Annotated in this window: 20 protein-coding genes and 1 other RNA gene; 9 read left to right on the forward strand and 12 right to left on the reverse strand. The window is 52.6% G+C overall.

What is annotated here, in order from left to right; genetic code table 11:
- Window positions 1-4: 4 nt before the first annotated feature.
- Window positions 5-1,825 carry an OstA-like protein gene (locus FH603_RS01170; RefSeq protein ID WP_186735186.1) on the reverse strand — a complete coding sequence of 607 codons (1,821 nt, stop codon included), beginning with the start codon at window positions 1,823-1,825 and terminating at the stop codon, window positions 5-7.
- Window positions 1,826-1,858: 33 nt separating this feature from the next.
- On the opposite strand from FH603_RS01170, the gene tilS reads away from it, so the two are divergent.
- The 3 genes from tilS to FH603_RS01185 all read left to right on the forward strand — a co-directional run bounded on the left by tilS (window position 1,859) and on the right by FH603_RS01185 (window position 6,866).
- The gene (gene tilS / locus FH603_RS01175) at window positions 1,859-3,226 is read left to right on the forward strand and encodes a tRNA lysidine(34) synthetase TilS (protein WP_186735188.1); all 1,368 of its coding nucleotides are present in this window, start codon (window positions 1,859-1,861) and stop codon (window positions 3,224-3,226) included.
- Between the two features lie 483 nt (window positions 3,227-3,709).
- Window positions 3,710-5,992, forward strand: coding sequence for an OmpA family protein (locus FH603_RS01180; RefSeq protein WP_186735190.1), 2,283 nt, complete (start codon window positions 3,710-3,712; stop codon window positions 5,990-5,992).
- A gap of 145 nt (window positions 5,993-6,137) precedes the next feature.
- On the forward strand, window positions 6,138-6,866 hold the full coding sequence (locus FH603_RS01185; RefSeq protein WP_186735192.1) for an SDR family NAD(P)-dependent oxidoreductase: 729 nt from the start codon (window positions 6,138-6,140) through the stop codon (window positions 6,864-6,866).
- A 15-nt stretch (window positions 6,867-6,881) separates the two neighbouring features.
- Here the strand turns inward: FH603_RS01185 and FH603_RS01190 are convergent, their stop codons facing one another.
- From FH603_RS01190 to FH603_RS01210, 5 genes are all read right to left on the reverse strand, one after another.
- On the reverse strand, window positions 6,882-7,409 hold the full coding sequence (locus FH603_RS01190) for a DinB family protein (RefSeq protein ID WP_186735194.1): 528 nt from the start codon (window positions 7,407-7,409) through the stop codon (window positions 6,882-6,884).
- A gap of 10 nt (window positions 7,410-7,419) precedes the next feature.
- Window positions 7,420-8,208, reverse strand: coding sequence for an SDR family NAD(P)-dependent oxidoreductase (locus tag FH603_RS01195; protein ID WP_186735196.1), 789 nt, complete (start codon window positions 8,206-8,208; stop codon window positions 7,420-7,422).
- A 98-nt stretch (window positions 8,209-8,306) separates the two neighbouring features.
- Window positions 8,307-9,524 carry a hypothetical protein gene (locus tag FH603_RS01200; protein ID WP_186735198.1) on the reverse strand — a complete coding sequence of 406 codons (1,218 nt, stop codon included), beginning with the start codon at window positions 9,522-9,524 and terminating at the stop codon, window positions 8,307-8,309.
- 57 nt (window positions 9,525-9,581) lie between these two features.
- Entirely contained in the window at window positions 9,582-10,454 is an 873-nt protein-coding gene (locus FH603_RS01205; RefSeq protein WP_186735200.1) for a type 1 glutamine amidotransferase, read from the reverse strand.
- Window positions 10,455-10,528: 74 nt separating this feature from the next.
- Window positions 10,529-11,629, reverse strand: a complete 1,101-nt coding sequence (locus FH603_RS01210) for a carboxylate-amine ligase (RefSeq protein WP_186735202.1) — start codon at window positions 11,627-11,629, stop codon at window positions 10,529-10,531.
- Between the two features lie 260 nt (window positions 11,630-11,889).
- Between FH603_RS01210 and FH603_RS01215 the strand changes: the two genes are divergently transcribed.
- Window positions 11,890-12,849 (forward strand): isopenicillin N synthase family dioxygenase, encoded by a 960-nt coding sequence (locus tag FH603_RS01215; protein WP_186735204.1) that lies wholly within the window; start codon window positions 11,890-11,892, stop codon window positions 12,847-12,849.
- Window positions 12,850-12,947: 98 nt separating this feature from the next.
- Window positions 12,948-14,150 carry a chromate efflux transporter gene (gene chrA / locus FH603_RS01220; RefSeq protein ID WP_186735281.1) on the forward strand — a complete coding sequence of 401 codons (1,203 nt, stop codon included), beginning with the start codon at window positions 12,948-12,950 and terminating at the stop codon, window positions 14,148-14,150.
- Between the two features lie 44 nt (window positions 14,151-14,194).
- Here the strand turns inward: chrA and FH603_RS01225 are convergent, their stop codons facing one another.
- The 4 genes from FH603_RS01225 to cobT are packed head-to-tail and all read right to left on the reverse strand — an operon-like array spanning window position 14,195 to window position 17,248.
- Window positions 14,195-14,764 (reverse strand): DUF6580 family putative transport protein, encoded by a 570-nt coding sequence (locus FH603_RS01225; protein WP_186735206.1) that lies wholly within the window; start codon window positions 14,762-14,764, stop codon window positions 14,195-14,197.
- A 7-nt stretch (window positions 14,765-14,771) separates the two neighbouring features.
- Window positions 14,772-15,413 (reverse strand): histidine phosphatase family protein, encoded by a 642-nt coding sequence (locus tag FH603_RS01230; protein WP_186735208.1) that lies wholly within the window; start codon window positions 15,411-15,413, stop codon window positions 14,772-14,774.
- Window positions 15,414-16,196 (reverse strand): adenosylcobinamide-GDP ribazoletransferase, encoded by a 783-nt coding sequence (locus FH603_RS01235; protein WP_186735210.1) that lies wholly within the window; start codon window positions 16,194-16,196, stop codon window positions 15,414-15,416.
- A gap of 35 nt (window positions 16,197-16,231) precedes the next feature.
- A complete protein-coding gene (cobT, locus tag FH603_RS01240) occupies window positions 16,232-17,248 on the reverse strand; it encodes a nicotinate-nucleotide--dimethylbenzimidazole phosphoribosyltransferase (RefSeq protein WP_208492994.1) in 1,017 nt (338 codons plus the stop codon).
- Window positions 17,249-17,585: 337 nt separating this feature from the next.
- Between cobT and FH603_RS01245 the strand changes: the two genes are divergently transcribed.
- The gene (locus FH603_RS01245) at window positions 17,586-18,560 is read left to right on the forward strand and encodes an alpha/beta hydrolase family protein (protein ID WP_186735214.1); all 975 of its coding nucleotides are present in this window, start codon (window positions 17,586-17,588) and stop codon (window positions 18,558-18,560) included.
- A gap of 38 nt (window positions 18,561-18,598) precedes the next feature.
- On the opposite strand, the gene FH603_RS01250 is transcribed toward FH603_RS01245, so the two are convergent.
- Complete coding sequence (locus FH603_RS01250) at window positions 18,599-19,240, reverse strand: hypothetical protein (RefSeq protein WP_186735216.1); 642 nt, start codon at window positions 19,238-19,240, stop codon at window positions 18,599-18,601.
- Between the two features lie 175 nt (window positions 19,241-19,415).
- On the opposite strand from FH603_RS01250, the gene ssrA reads away from it, so the two are divergent.
- The 3 genes from ssrA (at window position 19,416) to hemF (ending at window position 21,818) form a co-directional block, all read left to right on the forward strand.
- Window positions 19,416-19,789: a transfer-messenger RNA gene (gene ssrA, locus FH603_RS01255) on the forward strand.
- Between the two features lie 443 nt (window positions 19,790-20,232).
- Window positions 20,233-20,859 (forward strand): AlbA family DNA-binding domain-containing protein, encoded by a 627-nt coding sequence (locus tag FH603_RS01260; RefSeq protein ID WP_186735218.1) that lies wholly within the window; start codon window positions 20,233-20,235, stop codon window positions 20,857-20,859.
- 50 nt (window positions 20,860-20,909) lie between these two features.
- Window positions 20,910-21,818, forward strand: coding sequence for an oxygen-dependent coproporphyrinogen oxidase (gene hemF, locus FH603_RS01265; RefSeq protein ID WP_186735220.1), 909 nt, complete (start codon window positions 20,910-20,912; stop codon window positions 21,816-21,818).
- A 96-nt stretch (window positions 21,819-21,914) separates the two neighbouring features.
- On the opposite strand, the gene FH603_RS01270 is transcribed toward hemF, so the two are convergent.
- The gene (locus tag FH603_RS01270) at window positions 21,915-23,021 is read right to left on the reverse strand and encodes an o-succinylbenzoate synthase (RefSeq protein WP_186735222.1); all 1,107 of its coding nucleotides are present in this window, start codon (window positions 23,019-23,021) and stop codon (window positions 21,915-21,917) included.
- Between the last annotated feature and the right edge of the window lie 59 nt (window positions 23,022-23,080).

Here is a 23,080-nt window from a genome sequence, read left to right on the forward strand (position 1 = left end):
AAAGTCAATTATTACCCCTTTGAACGTTTTTCTTGGCCAATGGTTTAGCTGAACTCCTGATTTTTAATGGTTTTTTAGCCGCCGGTTGTTCAGCCGGTGGTATTTCGAGCCACAGGACCTGGCCTTTCGTTGGCTTTTCAGCTTCACGCCAGCGAAATCCATCGAGCTTTTGGCTGTCTTCCGTAAACTCTTTTGGTGGAATGAGCTGTGCATCGGGGCGACCGTAAAACCGGATCTGACCTACTTTATTATTAGTAAATTCAAGGTTCATCCGGCTGCACTCGACATGGTTCAGACCAATCATTTTATTCTTGTCATCCACCGCGTAATAGATACTCTGCCCGTTGCCTTCTACAATTACCCGGTTCAGGGATGTTTCTTCCCGCGCTGGTGAGGTTGCGGTCGTGACCTGGGGTAAGCTGAGGGCCGGGGCCCCGGTCTTCGCCGAGGCCGTAACTTTATTCGTAGGCCGGGTCGCTTTGCCGGTTGTTGTAAGCGTAGTCGAAGCCGGAATCAGTTTCGATACGAAGTAGGCGGTAATCGTTCGTCCTTTAATCTGGTTGTAATTCCTGAGCGTATCGAGCGAAATAACGAATGACTTTGCTTTAAGAAACATGGTGTTGATGCGGTTATCTTTTAACAGCGCCCGCATCGTGTCGGCCTCCATCTGGTATTTGTTCTGACTCCATACGATGGGTTTCTTGAAGAAATAAATCGTTGAATCGGCGGAGTCATAAATAAGCGAATCGCATTTGCTTTGCAGATCGGATTTATAAACGAATACATTCTTCTGACCAATCAGCCGACGGGTATTCGTCCGTTTGTTGTCGAAGGAAAACAACGTGTCAGCGCGCAGGTAGAGGGTGTCCCTGGTGGTTTCGCTGGCCAGACTTTTTGCCACCGGACGTCCCGTTACCCGCGAAATTCCGGCCTTCCCATTGTACCGAACATGCTCTCCCGTAATGATGGCTTTCCGATCTTTGGCGACCATGATGACATTTCCTTTGGCGATGCCCAGTTCCGACACGTTATCGTAATAAAGTGAATCACCGGTTATCCGATATTTAGGGGTGTCGACAGTGGCCCGACGTTGAAAGTTCGAAATACCGGTCGCTGTGTTATACTGACCCTCGGTGGAGGTTAGGACACCGTCTTTATTGGTAATACGCGTTGGACCCTGAAACGTTGCAAGCCGGCTAAGGGAATTATAGAGCAGTGAATCGGCAGTAAGCGTACCTTTGGGGTTTACCAGCCGGACGTTTTGCCGGAACGTAAACAGTTTGGTATGGGTATCATAATAGCCTTCCTGACTGGTCAGCACGTTTTCTTTATCAACAATCCGGCCAGGACGATTTGGGGCTCCGGGTGGGTAATGGGCCACGCCCGATACCATGTCGTAGTCGAGCTGGGCTGTAGTAAGGGTCATCTTTCGGTCCCGCATGACCACGTGACCGCGCAGGTTGGCCAGCCGGGTGTTGCCGTAGTAGAACATCGTATCACCCCGGACGTTGATCGTGTCGCCCTGAACGAGCCGTACGTTTCCATAGGCTTCAATAACGTTGGTCGTTACGTTCTGAATGGCAAGATCGCAATACATCAGCACCCCTTTCTGGCGAAACCGGACGTTGTTGTAGATCTTTCTGATGACCTGGCCGGGGCTGTTGACGCCTACTAAACTGTCGGACCCGGGAAGCAATTCCACTTTGTCAGCGGCCGTACTACCGGCCATGGGAGGGCGGCCCGTCTGAGCGAGAACGTCGGCAGACAGAAGCAGCGAACCAAGCAGGATGAAACACGTGACAATATAAAGGAGGAAACGAACCATAGCGACAAAAATACGGCTTCGGGCCGAGTACGGATGTTGGAACGGGATTTTTTAGGATTTATTAACGAGAAACGATTGTTCGGTTGCGCCGATTGCATCCTGCTGGCGGTAAGTGGCGGACTGGACTCCGTTGTTATGGCCGACCTGTTTCAACGTACCGGCCTGCGGTTTGCCATAGCGCATTTCAACTTTGGCCTGCGGGAGGATGAGTCGGATGGCGACGCAGTTTTTGTACAAAACATGGCTATCGACTACGGGGTTCCGTTTCATCTGACCCGTTTTGAAACGAAGGCCATAGCGGCTGAGCGGGGCATATCAATCCAAATGGCCGCCCGCGATCTACGTTACGACTGGTTCAGGCAACTGATTCGTGCGCATGGGTATAACGGGGTGGCAACAGCCCATCACCAAAATGATGTTCTGGAAACGCTGTTGTTAAACCTGACGCGTGGTACGGGGCTGGCTGGTTTACATGGCATTTCTGCCCGTCAGGACGATATAATCCGTCCGCTTCTGTTTGCTACGCGCCAGGAACTGGAGGCTTACGTAGCCATACGTAACCTGTCTTACCGCGAAGATCGGTCGAACGCAGACGACAAGTACGCCCGGAACCGGATACGCCACCACGTTACGCCCATACTTCACGAACTCAATCCAGGGCTTTGGCATACGTTGCCGCGAACTGTTGAGCGGCTCAGAGCGGCTGAAGCCCTCGTCCGGGATGAACTCGACCGATCGTGGCAAGTGGTAGCGACTCCGGTCATGAACGGGTTTTTCCTGCCTGCCGATAAATTGCTGGCACAACCAGAGCTGGCATTCCGGCTGACCGAATGGTTGAAGCCTTACGGTTTTACTGAGGGGCAGACCCTGCAAATGATCGAATCATTGCATCGACAAACGGGGCAGACGTTTCTGTCGGCGGGAATTAATGAGGCTGTTACCCGAATAACGCATGATCGACTGAATAAGATGACTGGCCTGTTGCTGGAACCGTTCCGGGCTCATACTCCTTATGAGATTGACGTTGCTTCATGGTCAGGAGTACCTATAAATGTAGCTGGATATTTTACCCTGACGTTCGGCGTAGAAGCGAAACCAGCCGGCTTCACACCCGCTACCGACCCAAACAGCGCTTGTCTGGATGCCGATCAAGTGGTTTTCCCCGTAACAATTCGGCCCTGGCAGTTAGGAGACCGGTTTCGTCCGCTGGGAATGGCGGGTACCAAGCTGGTCAGCGACTTGCTGAACGACCTCAAGCTAAGTCGCCACGAACGGGAACAAACGGCCGTTGTACTATCCCAGGGTCAAATCGTCTGGGTAATTGGTCGTCGTATCGATCACCAGTATCGGGTGACGACCAGAACGAAAAACGTTTTGACTATCGTACGAAGTGACCTATAGTCAAGCTGAACCACATCGTATGGTATAGACTAGTTTTCTCTAGCCGGTGTAAAACTAGCCGGGCAAACGGTTGCCTGTAGTCCAGTAAGTTAGCGTTTTCGTTGACGTCAGTCCCCAGTAAATCGGTGACCAATTGAGGGCATGGGGTCTAAATGAACGTAAATTAAAGAGTGGATCTGTTCAGGTAATGTACCCTGGGTCGTTCCAACACAGGGAAATACTAGTTTGGTACGAGGCCATGAAGCGGCTGCTTAACAGAATTGTCCAATCGTTTCAGGAGCTGACTGTTGAACATCGCACGAAGCCAACTAATGCGATTTCACCTGCCAAATCTACTTTGGCATTTAATTTGACAAACATCGGGTAAGTGGTTACATGTACTTACTCATAAGCACGATTAGGCAATGTAGCTATTATAGGAAGTTTGGCATTTAATTTGATACTACTTCTGACAGGCTAATGTCAACAACTTTCCTTAGCACCATGAATCGAATTATCCGTGTGTTACTCATAGCTGGAATGGCATTATGGAGCCTGACTCTTCAGGCCCAAAATGCGCGATTGCGAGCGGCTAACAAGCAGTTTGATGATCTTAGCTATGCAAATGCTGTGCGGGGATATGAAGAGTTTCTGCGTGTGGATAAAAAGAAAGATCCTGCCGATACGCGGGATGCCTTGCTTAAACTGGGTTATAGTTACCGAAAGTTGCAGGACACCCGGAATGCCGAACGAATTTATGGTGAGTTAGTGAAAGACTACTCCGACCTGGAAAGTGAAGTGTATCTGTATTATGCTCAGTCACTGGCGGCCAACGGCAAGTACCGCGAATCTCAAAAACTATATAGCCAATACGGTGAGAAACAGTCCAAAGATCTAAGAGGCCGTCGGTTCACTGTTTCCTACATGGACATGAGCCGTTTCTACCAGGATTCGTCTTCGTTTCAGGTGCAAAGCTTACCGCTCAACTCCAGGCAAGCCGATTTTAGCCCGATGTACTATAAAGGTGGATTGGTGTTCGTATCGGCTCGTGACGAAAGCGGAGTCATTAAACGTGTTTTCAACTGGAATCAGACGCCATTTCTGGATCTGTATTTTCATCCTGACACCGCCCAGCTGCGTATTCCGGGGGGTGAGTTGGTCGTACCAGCATCAGCCGCTATCCTTGGTGGGGGCGGGGCCGACGAAGTAGTGCCCGCTGACGCAGCTGCCGGGACGCAGCCACTTTCGAAAGCTGAAGTGTTCAGCCGGACGCTGAATACCAAGTACCATGAGGGACCCATGACCTTCACACGAGATCAGAACTTTATCGTTTTTACCCGGAACAACTCCAGCAAGGGTAAATCAGGGAAAAGCTCAGACGGAATCAGGAAATTAAAATTATACTCGTCGGCGAACGTTAGCGGAAAATGGGTTGATGTTAAAGAGTTACCGTTCAATAATAGCGACTATTCTGTAGGTCACCCAGCCTTCTCCCCCGATGATTCACAGCTGTATTTTGTCTCCGATATGCCTGGTGGATATGGGGGCACCGATATTTATGTGGTAGAGTACCGGGGAGGTGAATGGGGGACGCCCGTTAATATGGGCAAGGAAATCAATACCGAAGGAAACGAAATGTTTCCATTCATCGATGAAGGTGGCAATTTGTATTTTTCCTCGGATGGACATGAAGGATTGGGCGGCCTGGACGTGTTTTTTGCTGAATTGCGGGATGGCGTAGCGTACCGGGGCGTTCAGAATACGGGTGCCCCGATCAACTCGGAGAAAGACGACTTCGGATTTATAACGGATCGAAGCCGTACGAACGGTTATTTCAGCAGTAACCGTAAAAAAGGGGTTAGCGACGATGATATTTACGCGTTCCGGCGGATTTGCAAACAACTGAATATCTTCGTTTACGACGCTAAGACGAGCACGCCCCTCGAAAATGCCGATGTGCGAATCCTGCGTAATGGTGCCAATCAGGAGCTGAAACTGACAAACCTGTCCGGCCAGACCGAACTGTGTGTAGATGCTAACACCGAGTACGAATTCAAAGCGATCAAGGAAGGATTTGCCATGAACAGCATCCGATTCTCGACGCTCACCCAATCGCCTAAGTCAGTGATGAACGTCTCGATTTATCTCGAACGAACGGAAAACACCCTTTTAAAAGGCATTGTAAAGACGGAGGTTAACCAGTTGCCCGCAACCGGGGTGAAGGTGACCTTACGCAATGAAAAAGATAAGTCGGAGCAGACGGTGGTAACGGGGCCAGACGGCGGGTATGAGTTCAGCACAAAAGCCAATGCGCCTTATACGATAACTGCCCAGAAAGATCAGTACGCTACCAAAAAGGCGCAATTCAATAAGACCAAACGGACCAACAAGCCCGTAACCGACTCGCTGAGTCTGTATGGTGTTGGTGACGTATTCGAGCTGGAAAATATCTACTATGATCTGAATAAGTTCTTCATCCGGCCGGATGCGGCCCGTGAACTGGACCGCGTCGTCGAACTCTTGAACGAGTACCCCAAAATGCAGATCGAACTCCGGTCGCATACCGACGCCCGCGCTACCGATACCTACAATATTCGCCTGTCGGAGAACCGCGCCCGCGCTGCCATGGGTTACCTGGTTTCGCGGGGTATTCAGCCCGACCGCCTGCTGGCCCGAGGCCTTGGCGAAACTGAAATTTTGAATGGTTGTGCCGATGGCGTTAGCTGCTCTGAACGGCAGCACCAGAGAAACCGCCGAACCGAATTCAAGATTCTGGCAGTACAATAGGGAAGCATGAAAAAGCCGTGGGTGGCTGGCACGAAGCGAATTCGCTTTGTGCCAGCCACCCACGGCTTTTTCATGCTTCCCTATTGTTGACTCCCCCAAAAACAGTTCATTCGCATAGTTGGTTAGTCTGTAAACAACCTGAACTATGCGATTTAAGGATAAAGTGTGTATTGTAACCGGCGCTACGTCGGGAATTGGGCGGGCTACTGCCGAGCGGATGGGCGAAGAAGGGGGGAAGGTGCTGGTGGTTGGGAGAGACGAAGAGCGCGGCAAAGAAGTTGTCGACACCATTAAAGGTAAAGGGGGTGACGCCCAGTTTGCCGACGTCGATGTGGCGGATGCGAAGGCGGTAGAAGCGGCCGTAAGGCAGGCGTTAGATACCTGGGGTCGAGTTGACGTAATGGTCAACAACGCAGCCATGATGACGTTTACGCCTATTGTCGACCTGGCCGTTGAGGACTGGGATCAGGTGTTAGCGGTTAACTTGCGGGCCGTATTTCTGTTCTGCAAATTCACGATCCCCCACATGAACGGAGGGGCAATTGTCAATGTAAGTTCTGTACACGCTTTCCAGAGTACGGCCAATGTGATTCCTTATGCATCCAGCAAAGGCGGTATGGAGGCTTTCTCGCGGGGGGTGGCGCTAGAGTATGATATGGCTAAAGTGCGCATTAACTGCGTCGCGCCGGGGGCTATCGATACACCAATGCTTTGGGAAAATCCAAACGTGAAAAGTGGAGAAGAAAAAATTGAAGGGGCTATTGGCCAACCGGCTGATATAGCATCGGCTATTTGCTACCTGGCCTCTGACGAAGCCCGCTACATCAATGGCACGACTCTTGTTGTAGATGGGGGCCGGTTAGGTATTCTATAAAATACTGATTCGGAACTAATCATGGGCGCTGGCAGTAACCAACTTTACTGTTACGATCAACTGGCCTACATGCCGCATGGTGTGTTCTGCCGCGTGAACCAGTAAACCTATGACGGTCGAGGGTATCTGTGCCCGTCCAACCAGCCTGACCGCTGTCAGCGTCTGATCGTCTGTTGTGCGAAGCTGAGCCAGGGCCGTTTCCACTTGCACACTGAACCGGGTCACTAATTGTTCCGTCGAAAGTGGGTCATTCGGTGATGGCTTACCTTCCTGTTTCAAATCAGCTAACTGCCTGTCAGAAAGGGCCATTGACCACGCGTAAGTAAAGAGACGGTCGAGCACACCGCTCAGATGCTGAAGGTGAAAGCCAACGGAAGCAACTGGCAATGGTTGCTTCCATAGCAGGTCATCGGGAAAGCCTTGCAGCAGGCTGGTCACTTCTTCACGAGCCTGCATCAGCGCATGGGCAACGGGCTGGAGTAAGGCCGGGACGTCGGGAAGAGGACCGCGCAACCACACTTCGGGTTTGTTCGTGGATTCCATACGCGTGAGGTTAGATAACCGTTCCTCCATCGGCATAGAACAGACTTCCTGTACTATAGGACGACGCATCCGAAGCCAGAAATAAAGCCAGCGGACTGATCTCATCAGTCGTACCCATGCGGGCAATTGGCAGTCGTTTGGTGAAATGAGCCAGTGTTTTGTCGTCCTGCCACAGCGCCTGGCTAAACTTGGTTTTAATCAAACCAGGGCAAATAGCGTTGACCCGGATGCCGTCGGGTCCCCATTCTTTGGCCAGTACTTTGGTGAGCATGTTTATACTGGCTTTGCTCACACTATAAATACCCAAACCGGGATCAGGCGTATGACCCGCTATACTGCTCATCATGATGATACTGCCACCGCCCCGTGATTTCATGCTGGGATAACAGAGTTTGCTCAACTCAAATGGCGACTTGACGTTTATGCCCATGATCTTGTCGAAGGCCAGTGCATCGCAGTCGAGCGAGGGACCATATACGGGGTTAGTGGCTGCATTGTTGACCAGAATATCGATGCCGCCGTATACGTCGATGGTTTTGTTAACCAGTTGTTCCAGTTGCTCCATATCGCCGGTATGGGCCGCAATGCCGGTAGCTTCCCCGCCCTGCTCTTTTATTTCATTGGCCAGCTGGTCGAGTGCTTCCTGTCGGCGGCTGCTGACAATGACCTTCGCGCCAAAACGGGCAAACAGCCGGGCAATGTCTTCGCCAATACCTTTACTGGCACCCGTTATAACGGCGACTTTACCGGTAAGATCAAAAACGGCTTTTTCAATGGATGAAACGGATTGTGTTTCCATGAGATAAACGATGGGAAAACGGCCAACCAGATCGTACATCGGCATTCAGGAGCCTGTGCTCTACTGCCCATATGCAGACGTGGTTGAACCACAGGAATTTATTGTTCGAAAAAACAGACGGTACCACCCACCCAGTCAAAATCTTTATTGAACCGAACGCCAATCATTTCACCCCGGCTCAACCGGCAGAGGTTGGTTACGAGGGTGGGTTTCGGGTCATGTTCAGGCCAGATGAACAGCATGCGTATTTCGCACTTGATCAGACCGTCGGGTGCCTGAACTACGGGCTCATACCGAACCTTGCGCTGAATAAGGTAGCCATTGCGCTGGTCGACCGGGATGGCGTCAAGATCGGCGGCTGTGATGTGCAGCTTTACTCCGCTGCCCGCAAAGGAGAACAAGGGTTTGAGAACGTAATTGTCGAGGTCGACTGGGTATTCCTTGAGGTCCGACAGGTAATAGCTGGCTGGTACATAGGGGCTCTTCAACAGGGGCAGCGTGTACTTACTGATGCGGAAGAACCAGTTGGGGTGCCCTATCCATTCCACATCCACATCGTCGGTGAGGTGGAAGTCTGTTTGCAGATCGGGGAAATTCTGCAAGTCATCAAATATCAGCCGGTTATAAATACGTTTGATAGGAATCTGCCGTCCGTCCTTTTCATAGAATATCTGCCGACCATCTTTCCGGATGCGGGTAATGCAGACTGGCGACACACCTATATAGGCTTCCGTTAGGGCAAAGTCGACGCGGGTTTTCTGGCGTTCCGGATAAATCTCCAGCAGGATAACTTCCTCGGGATTACAGTCGCCAATGATCATTTGCCGCAGCGTTTCGATGTATTCCGTATTGTCGGCTACATTGAACAGATGGGAGAGAGTATCAGGAATGGGGAAAAACTGACGAAACTGAGTCGCCAGGTAAGGCTGGAAACCGTAAAGTGATGGAAAGCCCTGTAGCTCTATTAATTGAGGGGTAAGCTCGCCCGGCGATGAATCATCGGACTCCTCACGGCAAATGGCGAAATCAATGGCGATGAATTGCGCGTGTTCATCGTCCCGCTCATTGGGTACCCACTGTTCGGACGGAATAGCCCGTTCTGCCTGCGCTTTGAAATCATCCCGGGTAATGACTGAAACAATATCGTTACAGGCCGACAGAAGCTTATCTGTTAGCACTTTAGAGATAAATACGGGCGTTTCGGCTACACGGAAGTCCAGCTGATCGGGGTAATCCTGATCGATCTTGTTCAGAAATGCCTGGTACTGTTCCTGGCTGAAGGCTTCATTATAGGCTTGACGTAAGGGCTTAATCATGTTTGATCAACGAGGTATCAAAATAAACAGAAAGGATCGCCAGTGCGCCTGGATGACTTAAGGCTGTTCCTGTTCAAAAAGTTGTTCACTGGCAACCAGCTGCTCCAGTATGTGGGAAGGGCTACGCTGTCCCTGGATCACCTGGCGAAGAAAGCCCGGTAGAATAACCGATTCGGTCAGCGCGATTTTATCCGGGTCCTGTAAATAGTTAACCATCTCATCATATTTCTGCTGGCCGAAGTTCCGGATGACCTGACTGCGTTTTTCGTCACTCAGAAAGTAACGCAGCATGCCTTCGTTATCCGCTTCGGGGTGAAACTGGGTCCCTACGACCTCGTCCGAAAAGCGAATAGCCATCACAGCCCGGTCCAGGGGGACATGAGGGCGGGATTTTTCAAGACATAGCACCGACGCGCCAAGGCTATCCAGCCGTTGCTTATCGGGGGTTGTGACCTGGTAATCGCGCGAATCGACCGCGTAAAACGGTTCGGGTAAGCCTGCCAGCAGTGAGTCTACATACCCCTCACCAACTTTATGCATTGGGAAAATGCCGAATGACGTGGAGCGACGTTTACTGAGTGTGCCAAGCTCCAGATGCCGTACGACCAGTTGAAACGAGTGACAGATGAGGAAAACGAATTTTTTGCGGTCGTTCCGGCGGTTCCAGTCGAAAAGCTGGTCGATCAACTGGAAGTAAGGCCGTTCCCAGGGCTCGTCAGATGCCAGCGGGCTACCCGGTCCACCGGATGAGATATAGATATCGTAGGACAGGTCCGGGATTTCGGTATTGCCCCGAACATTGAACACGTCGAAGGCCAGTTGAGCAGCCTCCTTTCCCTGTACGTTCCGAATGGCCTGTAAGATACAACGCATGCCTTCATTGGCCTGGTTGTTATTCATGTCGAGAACGGCAATTTTAAGTAAACCCATGATGAATAAAGAGCGGTCGGTGCACCGCACCGATTGATACGAAAATAGCGGCTTTGCAGCCGCTCTATACTCAACTACCTGATTCCGAAAGAAGTTTCTTCCACGATGTAATCCACCACCCGTTTAAGGTCATTGTGCTGTTGGAAAACGGCGAGTTGCCGATCGGCACCAGTACCCATTTCCAGGATTTTCAAGACATATTCACATTCAGAACGGCTACCCAGTTCGTCGACTACGTCGTCGATAAAATTCAATAATTCGTGGATCAGATGATGGGTGGGCACCTCTTCCTGCTTTCCGAAGTCGATGAGTTTGCCTTCTATGCCGTAGCGGGCGGCCCGCCACTTGTTTTCGTTGATCAGAATACGCCGGTAGGGCCGGAAGTTGAGATTCTGCCTGTGGAGTTTATAGATTTTGGCTACCAGTGCCTGCATAATGGCCGCCAGACAGATGGTTTCGTCAACGCGCATCGGCACATCACAGATGCGGAACTCGATGGTGTCGAAGAACGGATGAAGACGAATGTCCCACCATATCTTTTTGCCATTGTCGATACAGCCGGTTTTTACCAGCAGCGCTAGGTATTCGTCGTACTCGGCTGCCGAGGAAAAGTAATCGGGTATACCCGTACGGGGAAACTTATCGAAAACCTTGGAACGGTATGACTTAAAACCCGTGTTGCGGCCGCGCCAGAACGGCGAGTTTGTCGAGAGTGCATAAATATGGGGCAGGAAATACCGGACAGCGTTCATAATCTGAATGCCCTCGTTCCGGCTTTCGATGCCCACATGGACATGGAGGCCAAAGATCAGGTTCGAGCGCGCCACATCGCGGAGTTCATCGATGAGTTGGTCGTAGCGCTCGTTGGGAGTAATCAACTGCTGCTGCCAGTCGGAGAAGGGGTGAGTACCGGCGGCAGCAATCTTCAGGTTCTGGGCGTCGGCAAGCTCGATAATCATCTTTCTCAGGTAGGTCACCTCATTGCGGGCATCCTGAATATTCTGGCAGATATCGGTACCAACTTCAACAACGGCCTGGTGCATTTCGGCTTTTACACGTTCCTGAAGGATGATTTTGCCGCCTTCAACGATCTTCGACATGTGGGAGCGCAACTCACCCGTAGTTGGGTCAATGGTTTGAAATTCTTCTTCGATTCCGAGGGTAAATACGGGCATTGGCGCGCGGGGGTTAGATGCGTTATTCGTCAGCTGGGCTTACATTAGATGGGTAAGGTACAGAAATTTCACTAAACTCTATTCCCTCTTTTCCGCCTGCTTTCTATGCGTAACTGACGCGAAATAGGAATGTTCGTACCATTGATAATTATTGGTATTGGTAAACCGACACCTAAGGCAGGCAGGTTGACGAACATGGGTTTGTCTGCCCGCCCTGCCATTAGACAAACTTTTGTACTTTTGTAAAAACAGTTTAGTCTATGCAACCCCAAGAGTTATACGACGAGATTCCCTCGTTGAATTTAGCTGATTTTACATCGGGTGATGCCGATCGGAAAGCCCGTTTTGTTCAGGATCTGGGCCGGGCTTTCAACCAGATTGGTTTTGTCGCCATTCGTAACCACGGCCTCACCGATGACTTGACCAAGCGCTTATACGACTCGGCTCAGGCCTTTTTCTCGGCTCCCGATGCGGTTAAACAACAGTATGAGCACCCTGAGCTGAACGGACAGCGGGGCTACATCGGCAAGGGTAAGGAAACCGCGAAAGGATTCAAGGTTGCCGATCTGAAAGAGTTTTATCACATCGGTCAGCCCGAACCCGCAGGCGATATGCCTGCCAATGTGCTGCCCACCGAGTACCCTGAGTTTGGCGATGCCGCCCTTACGGCGTATCGGACCCTGGAGGGTGCGGGCAAGATGTTGCTACGGGCTATTGCGCTGTATCTGGAGTTGCCAGAAACCTATTTTGACGATAAAGTCCAGCAGGGCGACAGCATCCTGCGGGCCCTTCACTATTTTCCACTCGACCCCGACACTACGCCCGACGGTGCGGTGCGGGCGGCTGCCCACGGTGATATCAACCTCATTACGCTGTTGATGGGCGCATCGGCCGATGGGCTGGAAGTGCTCCGGCGTGATGGTAAATGGATTGGTATCACGGCGTTGCCCGATCAGGTGATTGTGAACGTAGGCGATATGCTCGACCGACTAACAAATCACAAACTGAAATCGACCATTCATCAGGTTGTGAATCCGCCCCGCGAAAAAATGAATCAGTCGCGCTACTCAATTCCGTTCTTCATGCACCCCCGTGCCGATATGAACTTGAGCTGTCTCGATACCTGCGTCGATCAGCAACACCCTAAACTATACGTCGACATGACTGCCGGCGACTTTCTGAACGAACGGCTCATGGAGCTGGGACTCAAGAAAGAATAGTTAGTCAGCTTAATGCTTGTCATTCCCTGTCCCGGAGTAGCCTGTATCAGTACGACCGGTCATGATAGACCGGGGCAGGGAATGACTTTTTCCGTATGATGCGCCCAAGCCTTCCTCATATTCAACCCGTTCGTCGAATCCGGTACGTCATCTTTTTGAAAGATGTGCTGATCCTGGCGTTGACTACGTTTGGCGGGCCGCAGGTACATCTGGCCATGCTTTATGATCGGTTTGTGGTAAAGCGCCGATACATCACCGAAAGCGAATTGATGGAGCTCAATGCCCTGGGGCAGGTATTGCCCGGGCCAACCTCCACACAAACCATTACGGCCGTTGGTTTTAAAATTGGTGGCCCCAACCTCGCCTATATCACCCTGCTTATCTGGATACTCCCCGGTGTCTCCATTATGACAGCCGCCGGGATGGGCATGTACTACCTGGAGCAACAAAACCTGTCGATCCATTTTACCCGGTTCATTCAGCCAATGGCGGTCGGATTTCTGGTCGTGGCGGGGTATCGGATTGGGCAGAAAGTGATAAAGAACAAGGTCAGTCTGGCGCTGGCCCTGACAGCCACACTGGTTGCCTACGTGTTCCGATCGCCGGTAATGACACCCATCGTGATCCTCGTTGGCGGTCTCACCACGGCGCTCACCTACGAGAAGCAGGAGCGGATGGACAAAAAACCGTTACGGGTGCAATGGGCCAACTTTTTTCTGTGGTTAGGGGTTTTTGTGGCCGCTGCCGGTCTGGGAGCGCTGACCCAATCGCTTCCTGTACGTCTATTCGAAAACTTCTACAGAAATGGGAGTCTGGTATTTGGCGGGGGGCAGGTGCTGACGCCAATGCTTTACAACGAATTTGTTGCCTTCAAGCACTACCTCAGCCGGGAGGAATTTCTGTCTGGGCTGGGTCTGGTGCAGGCGGTGCCGGGACCGGTCTTTGCGTTTGCCTCCTACATCGGGGCGCTATCGATGCGGCACGAGGGCATTAGCGGGCAGTTTTGGGGTAGTTTTGTGTCGACGGCCGGCATTTTTCTGCCCGGTACATTCCTGATCTTCTTCGTATACCGATTCTGGGAACAACTCAAACGATACCGGGTCGTGCGGGCCTCGCTGGAGGGAGTGAACGCGGCCAGCACCGGACTGACAGCCGCAGCCGCCATTATATTGTTTCAGCCCATGATTCCGCACTGGCCCTCCGTCGTGGTGGTGCTGGTAACCATCGGGTTGATGCTTTACACCCGAACCCCGCCCTACGCCCTGATCTTGGGCGGGTTGCTCGTAGGGTTGCTCTTCTGACCAATCGCCCTGTCCTTATTCGTGCAACAGGTCTCGATACGGAACTAGTTGTTGTTCCGCACCCGGACAGGCTTCAATTCGCCAAAACGCATTTGCAGCAGGTAGTAGCCGCCAAACAGCAGGGCGCTGAAGAACAGGTCGCCTGCCAGCCCGTTCAGGAAGAACGACGTACCGTTGTAGAAAGCCAGTCCAGCCACATAGCAGCCTACCAGACCCGACATCGTTTGTGGGTAGAATGAGCTACCGTACCAGACGGCGAAATTGGTAACCAGAAAAAACAGGATTGAGGACGCCACAGAAGCCGCAGCGATACGACCAGCGCTCACTTTCTGCCGGGCCGTACGACGAATTGCCCAGACGCCCAGCAGCCATGTAAGGCCAAAACTCAGGTAAACGGCAGTCATACTGCTATGAAACCCAATCAGCGCATCGCTCAGCAGCATAGCTGCCAGGGGAGCTACCAGGCCCAGCCACTTCCGCTCGAACATAGCTGCACCAAACAAAGCCAGGGCTGCAATAGGCGTGAAGTTGGGCCAGTGAGGCACCAAACGAAACAGCGCCGTAGCGAGGACGATGGTGGTCAGGGTGATCAAACGAATCGGGAGCGACTTCATCAGGTGGTCAGCGGTTGATATATTGAATTGTATAGGAAGAACCTGTCAGGGTCAATTTGGTAACAGCACCATAATCGAGGTTAATCCGGTAAGCGTTATGCAAAGATAAATCCAGAAATAAACACAGCAAAGCACGAATTACTCCACCGTGTGAAACAATGAACACAGGTTGACCCGGCGCTTGTTCGGACAGGGGAATAATTTTTTCACGCCAGAAGGCACCAACCCGGTCAAAGACGTCCTGAAAGTTTTCGCCGTTAGGGGTTGAAACATGCACAAAATCGGCCATCCAGGGGTCCAGGACATCGCGGCCGATGTCGGTCCAGGGCATCATCTCCCAATCGCCGAAGTGAAATTCCTTTAGCCGGTCGTCGAACTGCACGGCGGGGCGGTGCGAATCGACGACGGTCGTCTGTCCTGGTGCCGTTTCAATCCGACTGCCCGTATCGAGCGCAACCGCCAGGTCTTCAGTCAGTTGGCGGCAACGATTCAGGGGCGATGAAAAAATAGCCGATGGGTCTTCGGGCAGGTGCAGCGTCAGTTTGTCGCGCTGTTCTTCGTAATTGTCTGCCAGGTCAACATTCGACTGCCCGTAGGCCAGACTGCGGCCAACAGCTACTTCGGTATGGCGGATAAGATAAATGTCCATTTAAACAGATACCCATAACAGGGATACAAACGATAGATAAACGATCACTTCGGTGAGTTGTTGGGTAGCGCCAAGGCAGTCGCCGGTGTATCCACCGAGCCACTTGCTGAAGAAACCAATAAGCCGCCACCGAACTAACGCCAGCGGAATCAGAAAGGTTAGATAAATCCATAATCCCGTATACCCAACCAGAGCCAGCAGCGGTAACAGACCCAGTATGGCAGCAAGGCCCAACTGCCCCGCTGTGATGCCCTGGGCAATCGGTTTCGCTTTGGCGTCGAGATCTTCGCGGGCGTAGGGAAGCGCCCGAATGACCGTTGCGGCTGTCAGCCGACTCAGACTATGCGCTGAGATATACTTCAGGGCTACCGCCCAGCCGAAAGCTTCGGCAGTCAGCATCGACTGGAGCGCGAAGAACTTCACCGCCAGCAGCAGGCCGAGGCCTATGGTGCCATACGTGCCCAGTCGGCTATCTTTCATAATGGTCAGGATCTGCGTCTTGTTCCAGCCCCCCCCGAATCCATCACAGACATCGGCAAACCCATCTTCATGAAAAGCGCCGGTGGCCCAGACGGTAGCCACCATGCTGAACAGGATAGGTAGGTAAGTGGGCGGGAAGAGAACCGTGGCCAGCCAGTAAGTGCCGATGCCAATGCCGCCAATGATCCAGCCGATGAGCGGAAAGAACAGGGTCGATCGGTTGAGCGCATCGGGCGAGTGATCGATGTGTTTCGGCACCGGCAGGCGGGTGTAAAACATGAGTGCCGTAAAGAAAAGACGCATATAAACGGGGAGAGGTGAGTGGTCGGCCTGAATGCTTACTGAAGACTATCCATCGTTGCCATATCGTTCAACATGGCAACCGCTGCCTGAACAAGCGGGTAGGCCAGTGCGCAGCCCGTTCCTTCGCCCAATCGCAGGTCCAGTTGAAGTAAAGGTTTAACCTGAAGGGCCTTCAGCATCTGCTGGTGACCCGTTTCGGCAGACTGGTGGCAAAAGATGGCATGGGTCAGCACCGCCGGGTTCAGGGCCCTGGCAACCAGCAGGGCCGATGTGGCAATGAACCCATCGACGAGAATAACCATACCCTGTTCGGCCGCCTGAAGCATACCGCCCACGATAGCGGCAATTTCCAGGCCACCCATGGCCGCCAGCACGGCCATTGGCTCGGTCAGGTGCGCATACCGGTCGGCTATTTCCTCTAAAATGCTCAGTTTACGGGCCAGCCCCGCATCATCCAGCCCTGTACCCCGACCCACGCACTGGGTCAGCGGCAGGCCCGTCATCCGGTGCATGAGCAGCGCGGCCGGCGAGGTGTTTCCAATACCCATTTCGCCAAAGCCGACGATGTTGCAATCGCGGTACTTAACACCGTTAACCAGCGTTTTTCCGGCATCCAGGGCTGCTTCGCACTCGTCGGCCGTCATGGCTGGCTCCTGCCGCATGTTGCGCGTGCCGGGCCGGATTTTGTACTTGACGAAGGTATCGGACGTTGCCGAAAACGTACCAGCTACCCCCACATCACAGACCAGTAGCTGAAGTCCGTTCTGCCGGCAGAAGATATTGATCGCTGCACCACCGGCAATGAAATTGTTGACCATACTGTAGGTTACCGAGGCCGGGTAGGCACTTATCCCTTCGGCCGCCAGCCCGTGGTCACCGGCAAACACGATCACATGGGGGTTGCTCAGGATCGGAGTTTCTGTTTGCTGGATCAGGGCAATTTGCAGGGCCAGTTCCTCCAGGTGGCCCAGCGCGCCGAGGGGTTTGGTTTTGTTGTCGATGCGTTGGCGAATGCGGTCAGTCAACGGATCGGAAAGGTGAGAATCGTTCATAGAGTCGGGACGGCGCATCGGGCTGCGATGCCAAATCAACCCCAAAGTTCTCAAATGCGTTGATAGGAACAGATAAAACCCGACTAAAATGGACAAATAGATTGCGATCGACCGGGAGTCAATGGGTATTCCCGGCAGCTCAGTTGCCGAAATGGTGGTTCGGGGGCCAACCACTTACGGGGCTCGTTCTCTATGCATCCGGTTATTTCGCCGTCGTTCCGGACCGGATTTTTAGACTGGAGGAAAGAAAATAAACGCCATGGCCGGACCCCGGCCGATTTTTTCCTTCCGTTAACAGAAACGATGTTACTTTAACGCGGTAAATGATCTTCCAACCATGATCCGTCTACCCATGCTTACTTTCCTGGTATCGCTGATCAGCGTGGCCGGGCTGGCGCAAACGCAGGAAATGGTGCAGCTTAAAACCGCTGACCTCAATCTTAATGGCACCTTAACGCTGCCTGATGGGGCAACGGGGCGGGTGCCGGTACTCTTACTGATTGCCGGGTCCGGCGCCACCGATCGGGATGGCAACAACCCCATTCCGGCGGGTCAGATGGGCAGCGTAAAAGCCAATTCGTATAAATTGCTGGCCGATAGTCTGAGTAAGGCTGGCGTCGCGGTCCTGCGGTATGACAAACGGGGCGTTGGTACCAGTAAGTTACTGAATATGAACGAGGCTAGTTTGACGTTCGACACTTATATCGAGGATGCCGTTGGCTGGATAAAGCAACTGCGCAATGACAAACGATTCTCCAACGTTGGGATCGTTGGCCATAGCGAGGGGTCGTTGATTGGCATGGTAGCCGCCCGGCAGGCCAAAGCCGACGTATTCGTGTCGCTGGCCGGACCGGGGGATGACATCTGCGAAAAACTGAAGACACAGGTAGGGAAGCAACTGCCCGATGAGTCGAAACAGGAAGTTTTTCGGGCGCTGGACTCGTTGAAAGGGGGTCATACCCTGAGGAAGCTGCCAACCCCTTATGCACCGGTCAGGCAGTTGTTTCGCCCCAGCGTGCAGCCCTACCTTATTTCGTGGATGAAGTACAATCCGGCGGCTCAACTTAAGCTACTGACCATACCGGTGTTGATCATCCAGGGAATGCGCGATGTTCAGGTGTCGGTGAAGGATGCCGAACTATTGAAAGCCGCCCGGCCCAGTGCCAGGATCAAACTATTCGAAGCGATGAGTCATGGCCTTAAGGATGTCAGGACCGACTCTATGCAGGAAGCCATAACGTCCTATAATGAACCCGGCGGGCCACTCACCGCCGGTCTGGCAGCCGAAATTGCCCACTTTATAAAGGGATGAGGTAAGCCAATCCGCTGCGGGCGACAAACTCCCAACTATCAGTTCGGCGAATAGTGTTGCAGGTAGGAGATCAGCCGCTCGAAGTGAAGCTGTTCGTATGGATTCTGGGATTGTTGAACAAGCAACTGGCGGTAAGTGTCGATCAGCGTATCGAACAGGGGGTTGTGGTTCAGCCGGGCCACAATCAGGCCTTTATAGCACCGATGCGTCTGGTTGTACACATACAGGCTGGGCAGACCGGGATGCTCGTTCAGCAGTCGGTCGAGGGTTGGCAGTAAAGAGGCCGTTTGCAAAAAATCGAATCCCCTGTTGGTGAAAAAATCCTCGATATGGTCGCAGGTATCGGCCAACTCGCTCTCCGAATGGATCTTGTAGCGAAAATACTGGAGACCGTTGAACTTACCGATAGACAGGATGAGGGTATTGGCATCGGGCCGGTAATCGGTCACGTTGTTCAGGAATTGCTGGGCGATTTGCTCAACCTGTTCATTGCGCGCCCCGAAGTTCACTTCCAGCATCGTCTCGTCGCCGTAGAAAGCGGGCGACAGAATCACGTTCTGAAAGCCGGCGTCGGTCAATTTTCGATATTGTTTGCGTTCTGGCAGCAACACATACTGATGCCGACCGAAAAAAGGCGTCAGTTGCTGGTAGAGATTGGTTTCAAATGGAGTAAGCGTCATCGTAGTAGGGGCATGACACTGAAAAAAAAGAGTAAAGGAATAGGGGGGTAACTAATTCTAAACGAATTGGTTTCACTGAATGATACGACCCAACCCATCAGGAACCACTGTGAACGTCGAACTAAAGTGAGCGGCAATGAGTTCAGGGTATACGCGCTTGTACTGGCGTCGTTCTGGGGACGACCGGAATTGACAGCTTGCAGAGGTCGCGTGTAAGCATGCCGGGAGTTGACGGTATTTCCCGCCCAAACAAATCGTCAAAACAATAACTGGCGAATATAACTACGCCATGGCTGCCTAATCCGGAGGATTAAGCAATAGCCATTGTCTCCCCGGCCTACGTGCTGCTGGCTGGATCAGGAGGCATCGACTCGCAGCGCTGGCTCAGTTTATGGTGTTAACGGCTGAGTGAGACACAAGCACATACGGATGAGGGTTGGCCTGCCGCGAGCCTGCCCGATTCCCGACAATCCCAATCGCGGCTAAGCATGTAGAAGGCACGACGGGTTCCTTGACTGGACGAGAGTTCGAATCTCTCCGTCTCCACAAAATTCCGAAACCCCCGAAATCAGATTGATTTCAGGGGTTTTTTTCTACCCGAACATGTTGATAAGAAAAGCAAGATCTTGCTCTTCAGCGTCTATGTTTCGGTGCTCAGCCTGACCACCCCGCGCCACGAACGTATCCACTTGGTTGAAGTAAAACCATATGTTTAAGTAGATTATTCGTTGTTTCGCTGGCATACTTGTCGATGGATGGTTAGTGCTGAGTTAATAATTTCATCGTTAAGTCGTTAACCCATCAATCCGGCTTGCCTTGTGCCCGATCGTTGGCAGGGCTCCAGGCATCTTCGCCAGTGCTATCGGATACCAACGGATAGTCCTGCATTTGGCTGGTACGGATTCAGGTCATAATTTAACCGCAGCGTGTTCCGTCTCCTCAAAACAACCCGGGCCGGGCGGACAATTTGTCGGCATTTTTGTTATCCATTCATGACCCGTAACCAACTCGATGACCTGATTGCACAGGGTGAAAGTACCCGGCTGGAGTTCAAACGTTCGATCTCGGCTGCCCATCGTATTGCCCGCACGCTGGTGGCCTTTGCCAACACCGCCGGTGGAACGCTTCTGATTGGTGTAGCCGACAACGGGACCATTACGGGGGTAGCGTCGGAAAGCCGCGAAATGTACAAGATCGAAGAAGCAACCGACCGCCTGGCCGATCCAGCCCTTTCAATATCGTATGAAACAATATCGCCCGATGGCCGTAAGGTGCTCATCATCAGGGTAGAAGAAAGTATTGAAAAGCCGCATTACGCCATGGATGAAACCGGTAAGCGCACCATCTATGTCCGGGCCAAAGATAAATCGGTGCCGACAAGTAAGCTAATCATTGCGCCCGCAACCGCTGTGGCACCCCTGCTGAAGTCGCCAGTGGCCCGAACGCTGATTCTGTACCTACGCCGGAATGACGATATAACCGCCGAGAAATATGCGAAGCTGATCAACGTGTCCGCTTACCGGGCAGGGAAGCTCCTGACCGAATTCGCTGAGCAGGGTCTGCTGCTGCTGATCAATAAGTCGAGACCGGTCCGGTACGCGCTGAAGCTGGCCGAATGATGGTTGTCGGTAGCTAACTATGCCCAATCCTTACGAACTTTGCGGTCGATATGAGTTTGCAACAGCCAATTACCAAAGAAACAATTACTGAATTCTTCGCCGGTTTGCAGGACCGGATCTGTCGGGCACTGGAAGAGGCCGACGGTGTCGGAACCTTCCGGGAGGACGCCTGGGAACGGCCCGGTGGGGGCGGGGGGCGTTCGCGGACAATGGTCAACGGGGCCGTGATCGAAAAAGGGGGAGTAGGGTATTCGGTGGTGCACGGCGAAGCTACAGAAGCCACGCTGCGTTCCCTTAATCTGAATGAGCCAGCCGAATTTTATGCCACCGGTGTGTCTATCGTGCTGCACCCGCGCAACCCCATGGTGCCTATCATCCACATGAACGTCCGGTATTTCGAGATGAGCACCGGCCACAACTGGTTTGGGGGCGGCATCGACCTGACACCCCACTACGTCGTGGACGAAGATGCCCACTGGTTCCATCAATACCTCAAAAACGTCTGTGACCGCCACGACACGGCTTACCACACTAAATTCAAGCCGTGGGCCGACGACTATTTCTATATTCCCCATCGCCAGGAAACGCGGGGGATTGGTGGTATCTTTTTCGATTACCTGAAACCCGAGTCTGATACGCACAAAGCCGACCTGTTTGCGTTCGTTCAGGATGTAGGTAATGCCTTTGCGCCGATCTACACTCATTTCATGCACAAAAACCGCGATCTGCCGTTTGGTGAACGGGAAAAAAACTGGCAGCTGCTTCGTCGGGGACGGTATGTGGAGTTTAACCTGGTTTGGGACCGGGGTACCAAATTCGGTCTGGAAACCAACGGCCGCACAGAGTCTATTCTCATGAGCATGCCCCCGCAGGCGAACTGGCTATACGATTTCCATCCCGAACCGAATAGCGATGAGGCTCAGACGCTGACAAAGCTGCGGAAAGGCGTGGAATGGTAAATTCAGTTGGTCAGTTGGTGAGTCGGTCAGTGGCTGACGCATCCAGTGTTTTCGCGTCACCGACTAACCGACTCACCAACTGACGGACTGACCGACTCACCGACTGACGGACTGATTCACTGTAAGTTGGCTCAGATCCCAGGGTTGGGCGGGGTTGTAGCGTAACTGCCCATCCTGAATCGTGAGCGGGCTATCGAAGTTGTTTTGGTAAAGCTGTCCGGTACCCAGGCCCTGCGGAATTAGATTTTTGAATTGGGCCGTATACTGCGCTACGGCGTTCAGGCCGATATTCGACTCCAGGGCTGAGGTTACCCACCAGCCGATGTTAAGCCGCCCCGCCAGTTCGATCCATTCATCGCAATGGCGCATACCACCCAGCAAAGTAGGTTTCAGGATAATGAACTGCGGTTGTATTTTTTTGAGGAGCCGGAACTTATGGACGTATTCCATCTGGCCGATCAACTCTTCATCGAGGGCGATGGGCAGGGGGGAGTGACGACAAAGCTCCGCCATCAGGTCGGGCTGACCGGCGCGGATTGGTTGTTCGATGGAGTGCAGCCCATAGGTAGCCAGTCGTTCGAGTTTAGCCATGGCATCGTCGGGCCGGAAAGCACCGTTGGCGTCTACCCGCAGCGTAATCTGCTCCGGCGTGTACCGCTCCCGGATCATGGCCAGCAGCTCACATTCCTGCTCAAAATCGATGGCACCGATCTTTAGTTTGAGGGTTGTAAAGCCCGCTTCCAGCTTTTCTTCGATCTGCTGCCGCATGAAGGCCGGGCTACCCATCCAGATGAGCCCATTGATGGGCAGCAGGCGTAAACCATGACTGAAATCCGTTTTCCAAAGAACCCGTCGGCCACCCGCCAGAAAATCGAGCATGGCCGTTTCGAAGCCAAAGAGGATGCTGGGAAACTCCTGACCAATGACCTGGTTTAAAATAATGGGCAGATTCCAGCTGAAGAGCTGTAGATCGAGTTCATTAAAATCACGGCAGAACTGACTCAGATGGGCCTCAAAATCAGGCCGGTCGTCGTAACTGAGCCCTTTGAGGGGCCCACATTCCCCGTAGCCAATGATGGTCGGGTCTTCATCGTCGGAGAGCCGGATTAGATAGGACGTTTTTTCCGTGAGGGTGCCGCGCGACGTACCCGCTTCAAAGCGAAAGTGTAAGGTGTATTTTAGATAGTCGGCTTTGAGACTCATTGTACCGGTGAGTGATGGCGGGCGTTCACAATCCTAAAAGTACTACTTTTGACCGCTCA

Origin of the sequence: Spirosoma utsteinense, from assembly GCF_014282275.1 — a bacterium.
Lineage (GTDB): Bacteria > Bacteroidota > Bacteroidia > Cytophagales > Spirosomataceae > Spirosoma > Spirosoma utsteinense.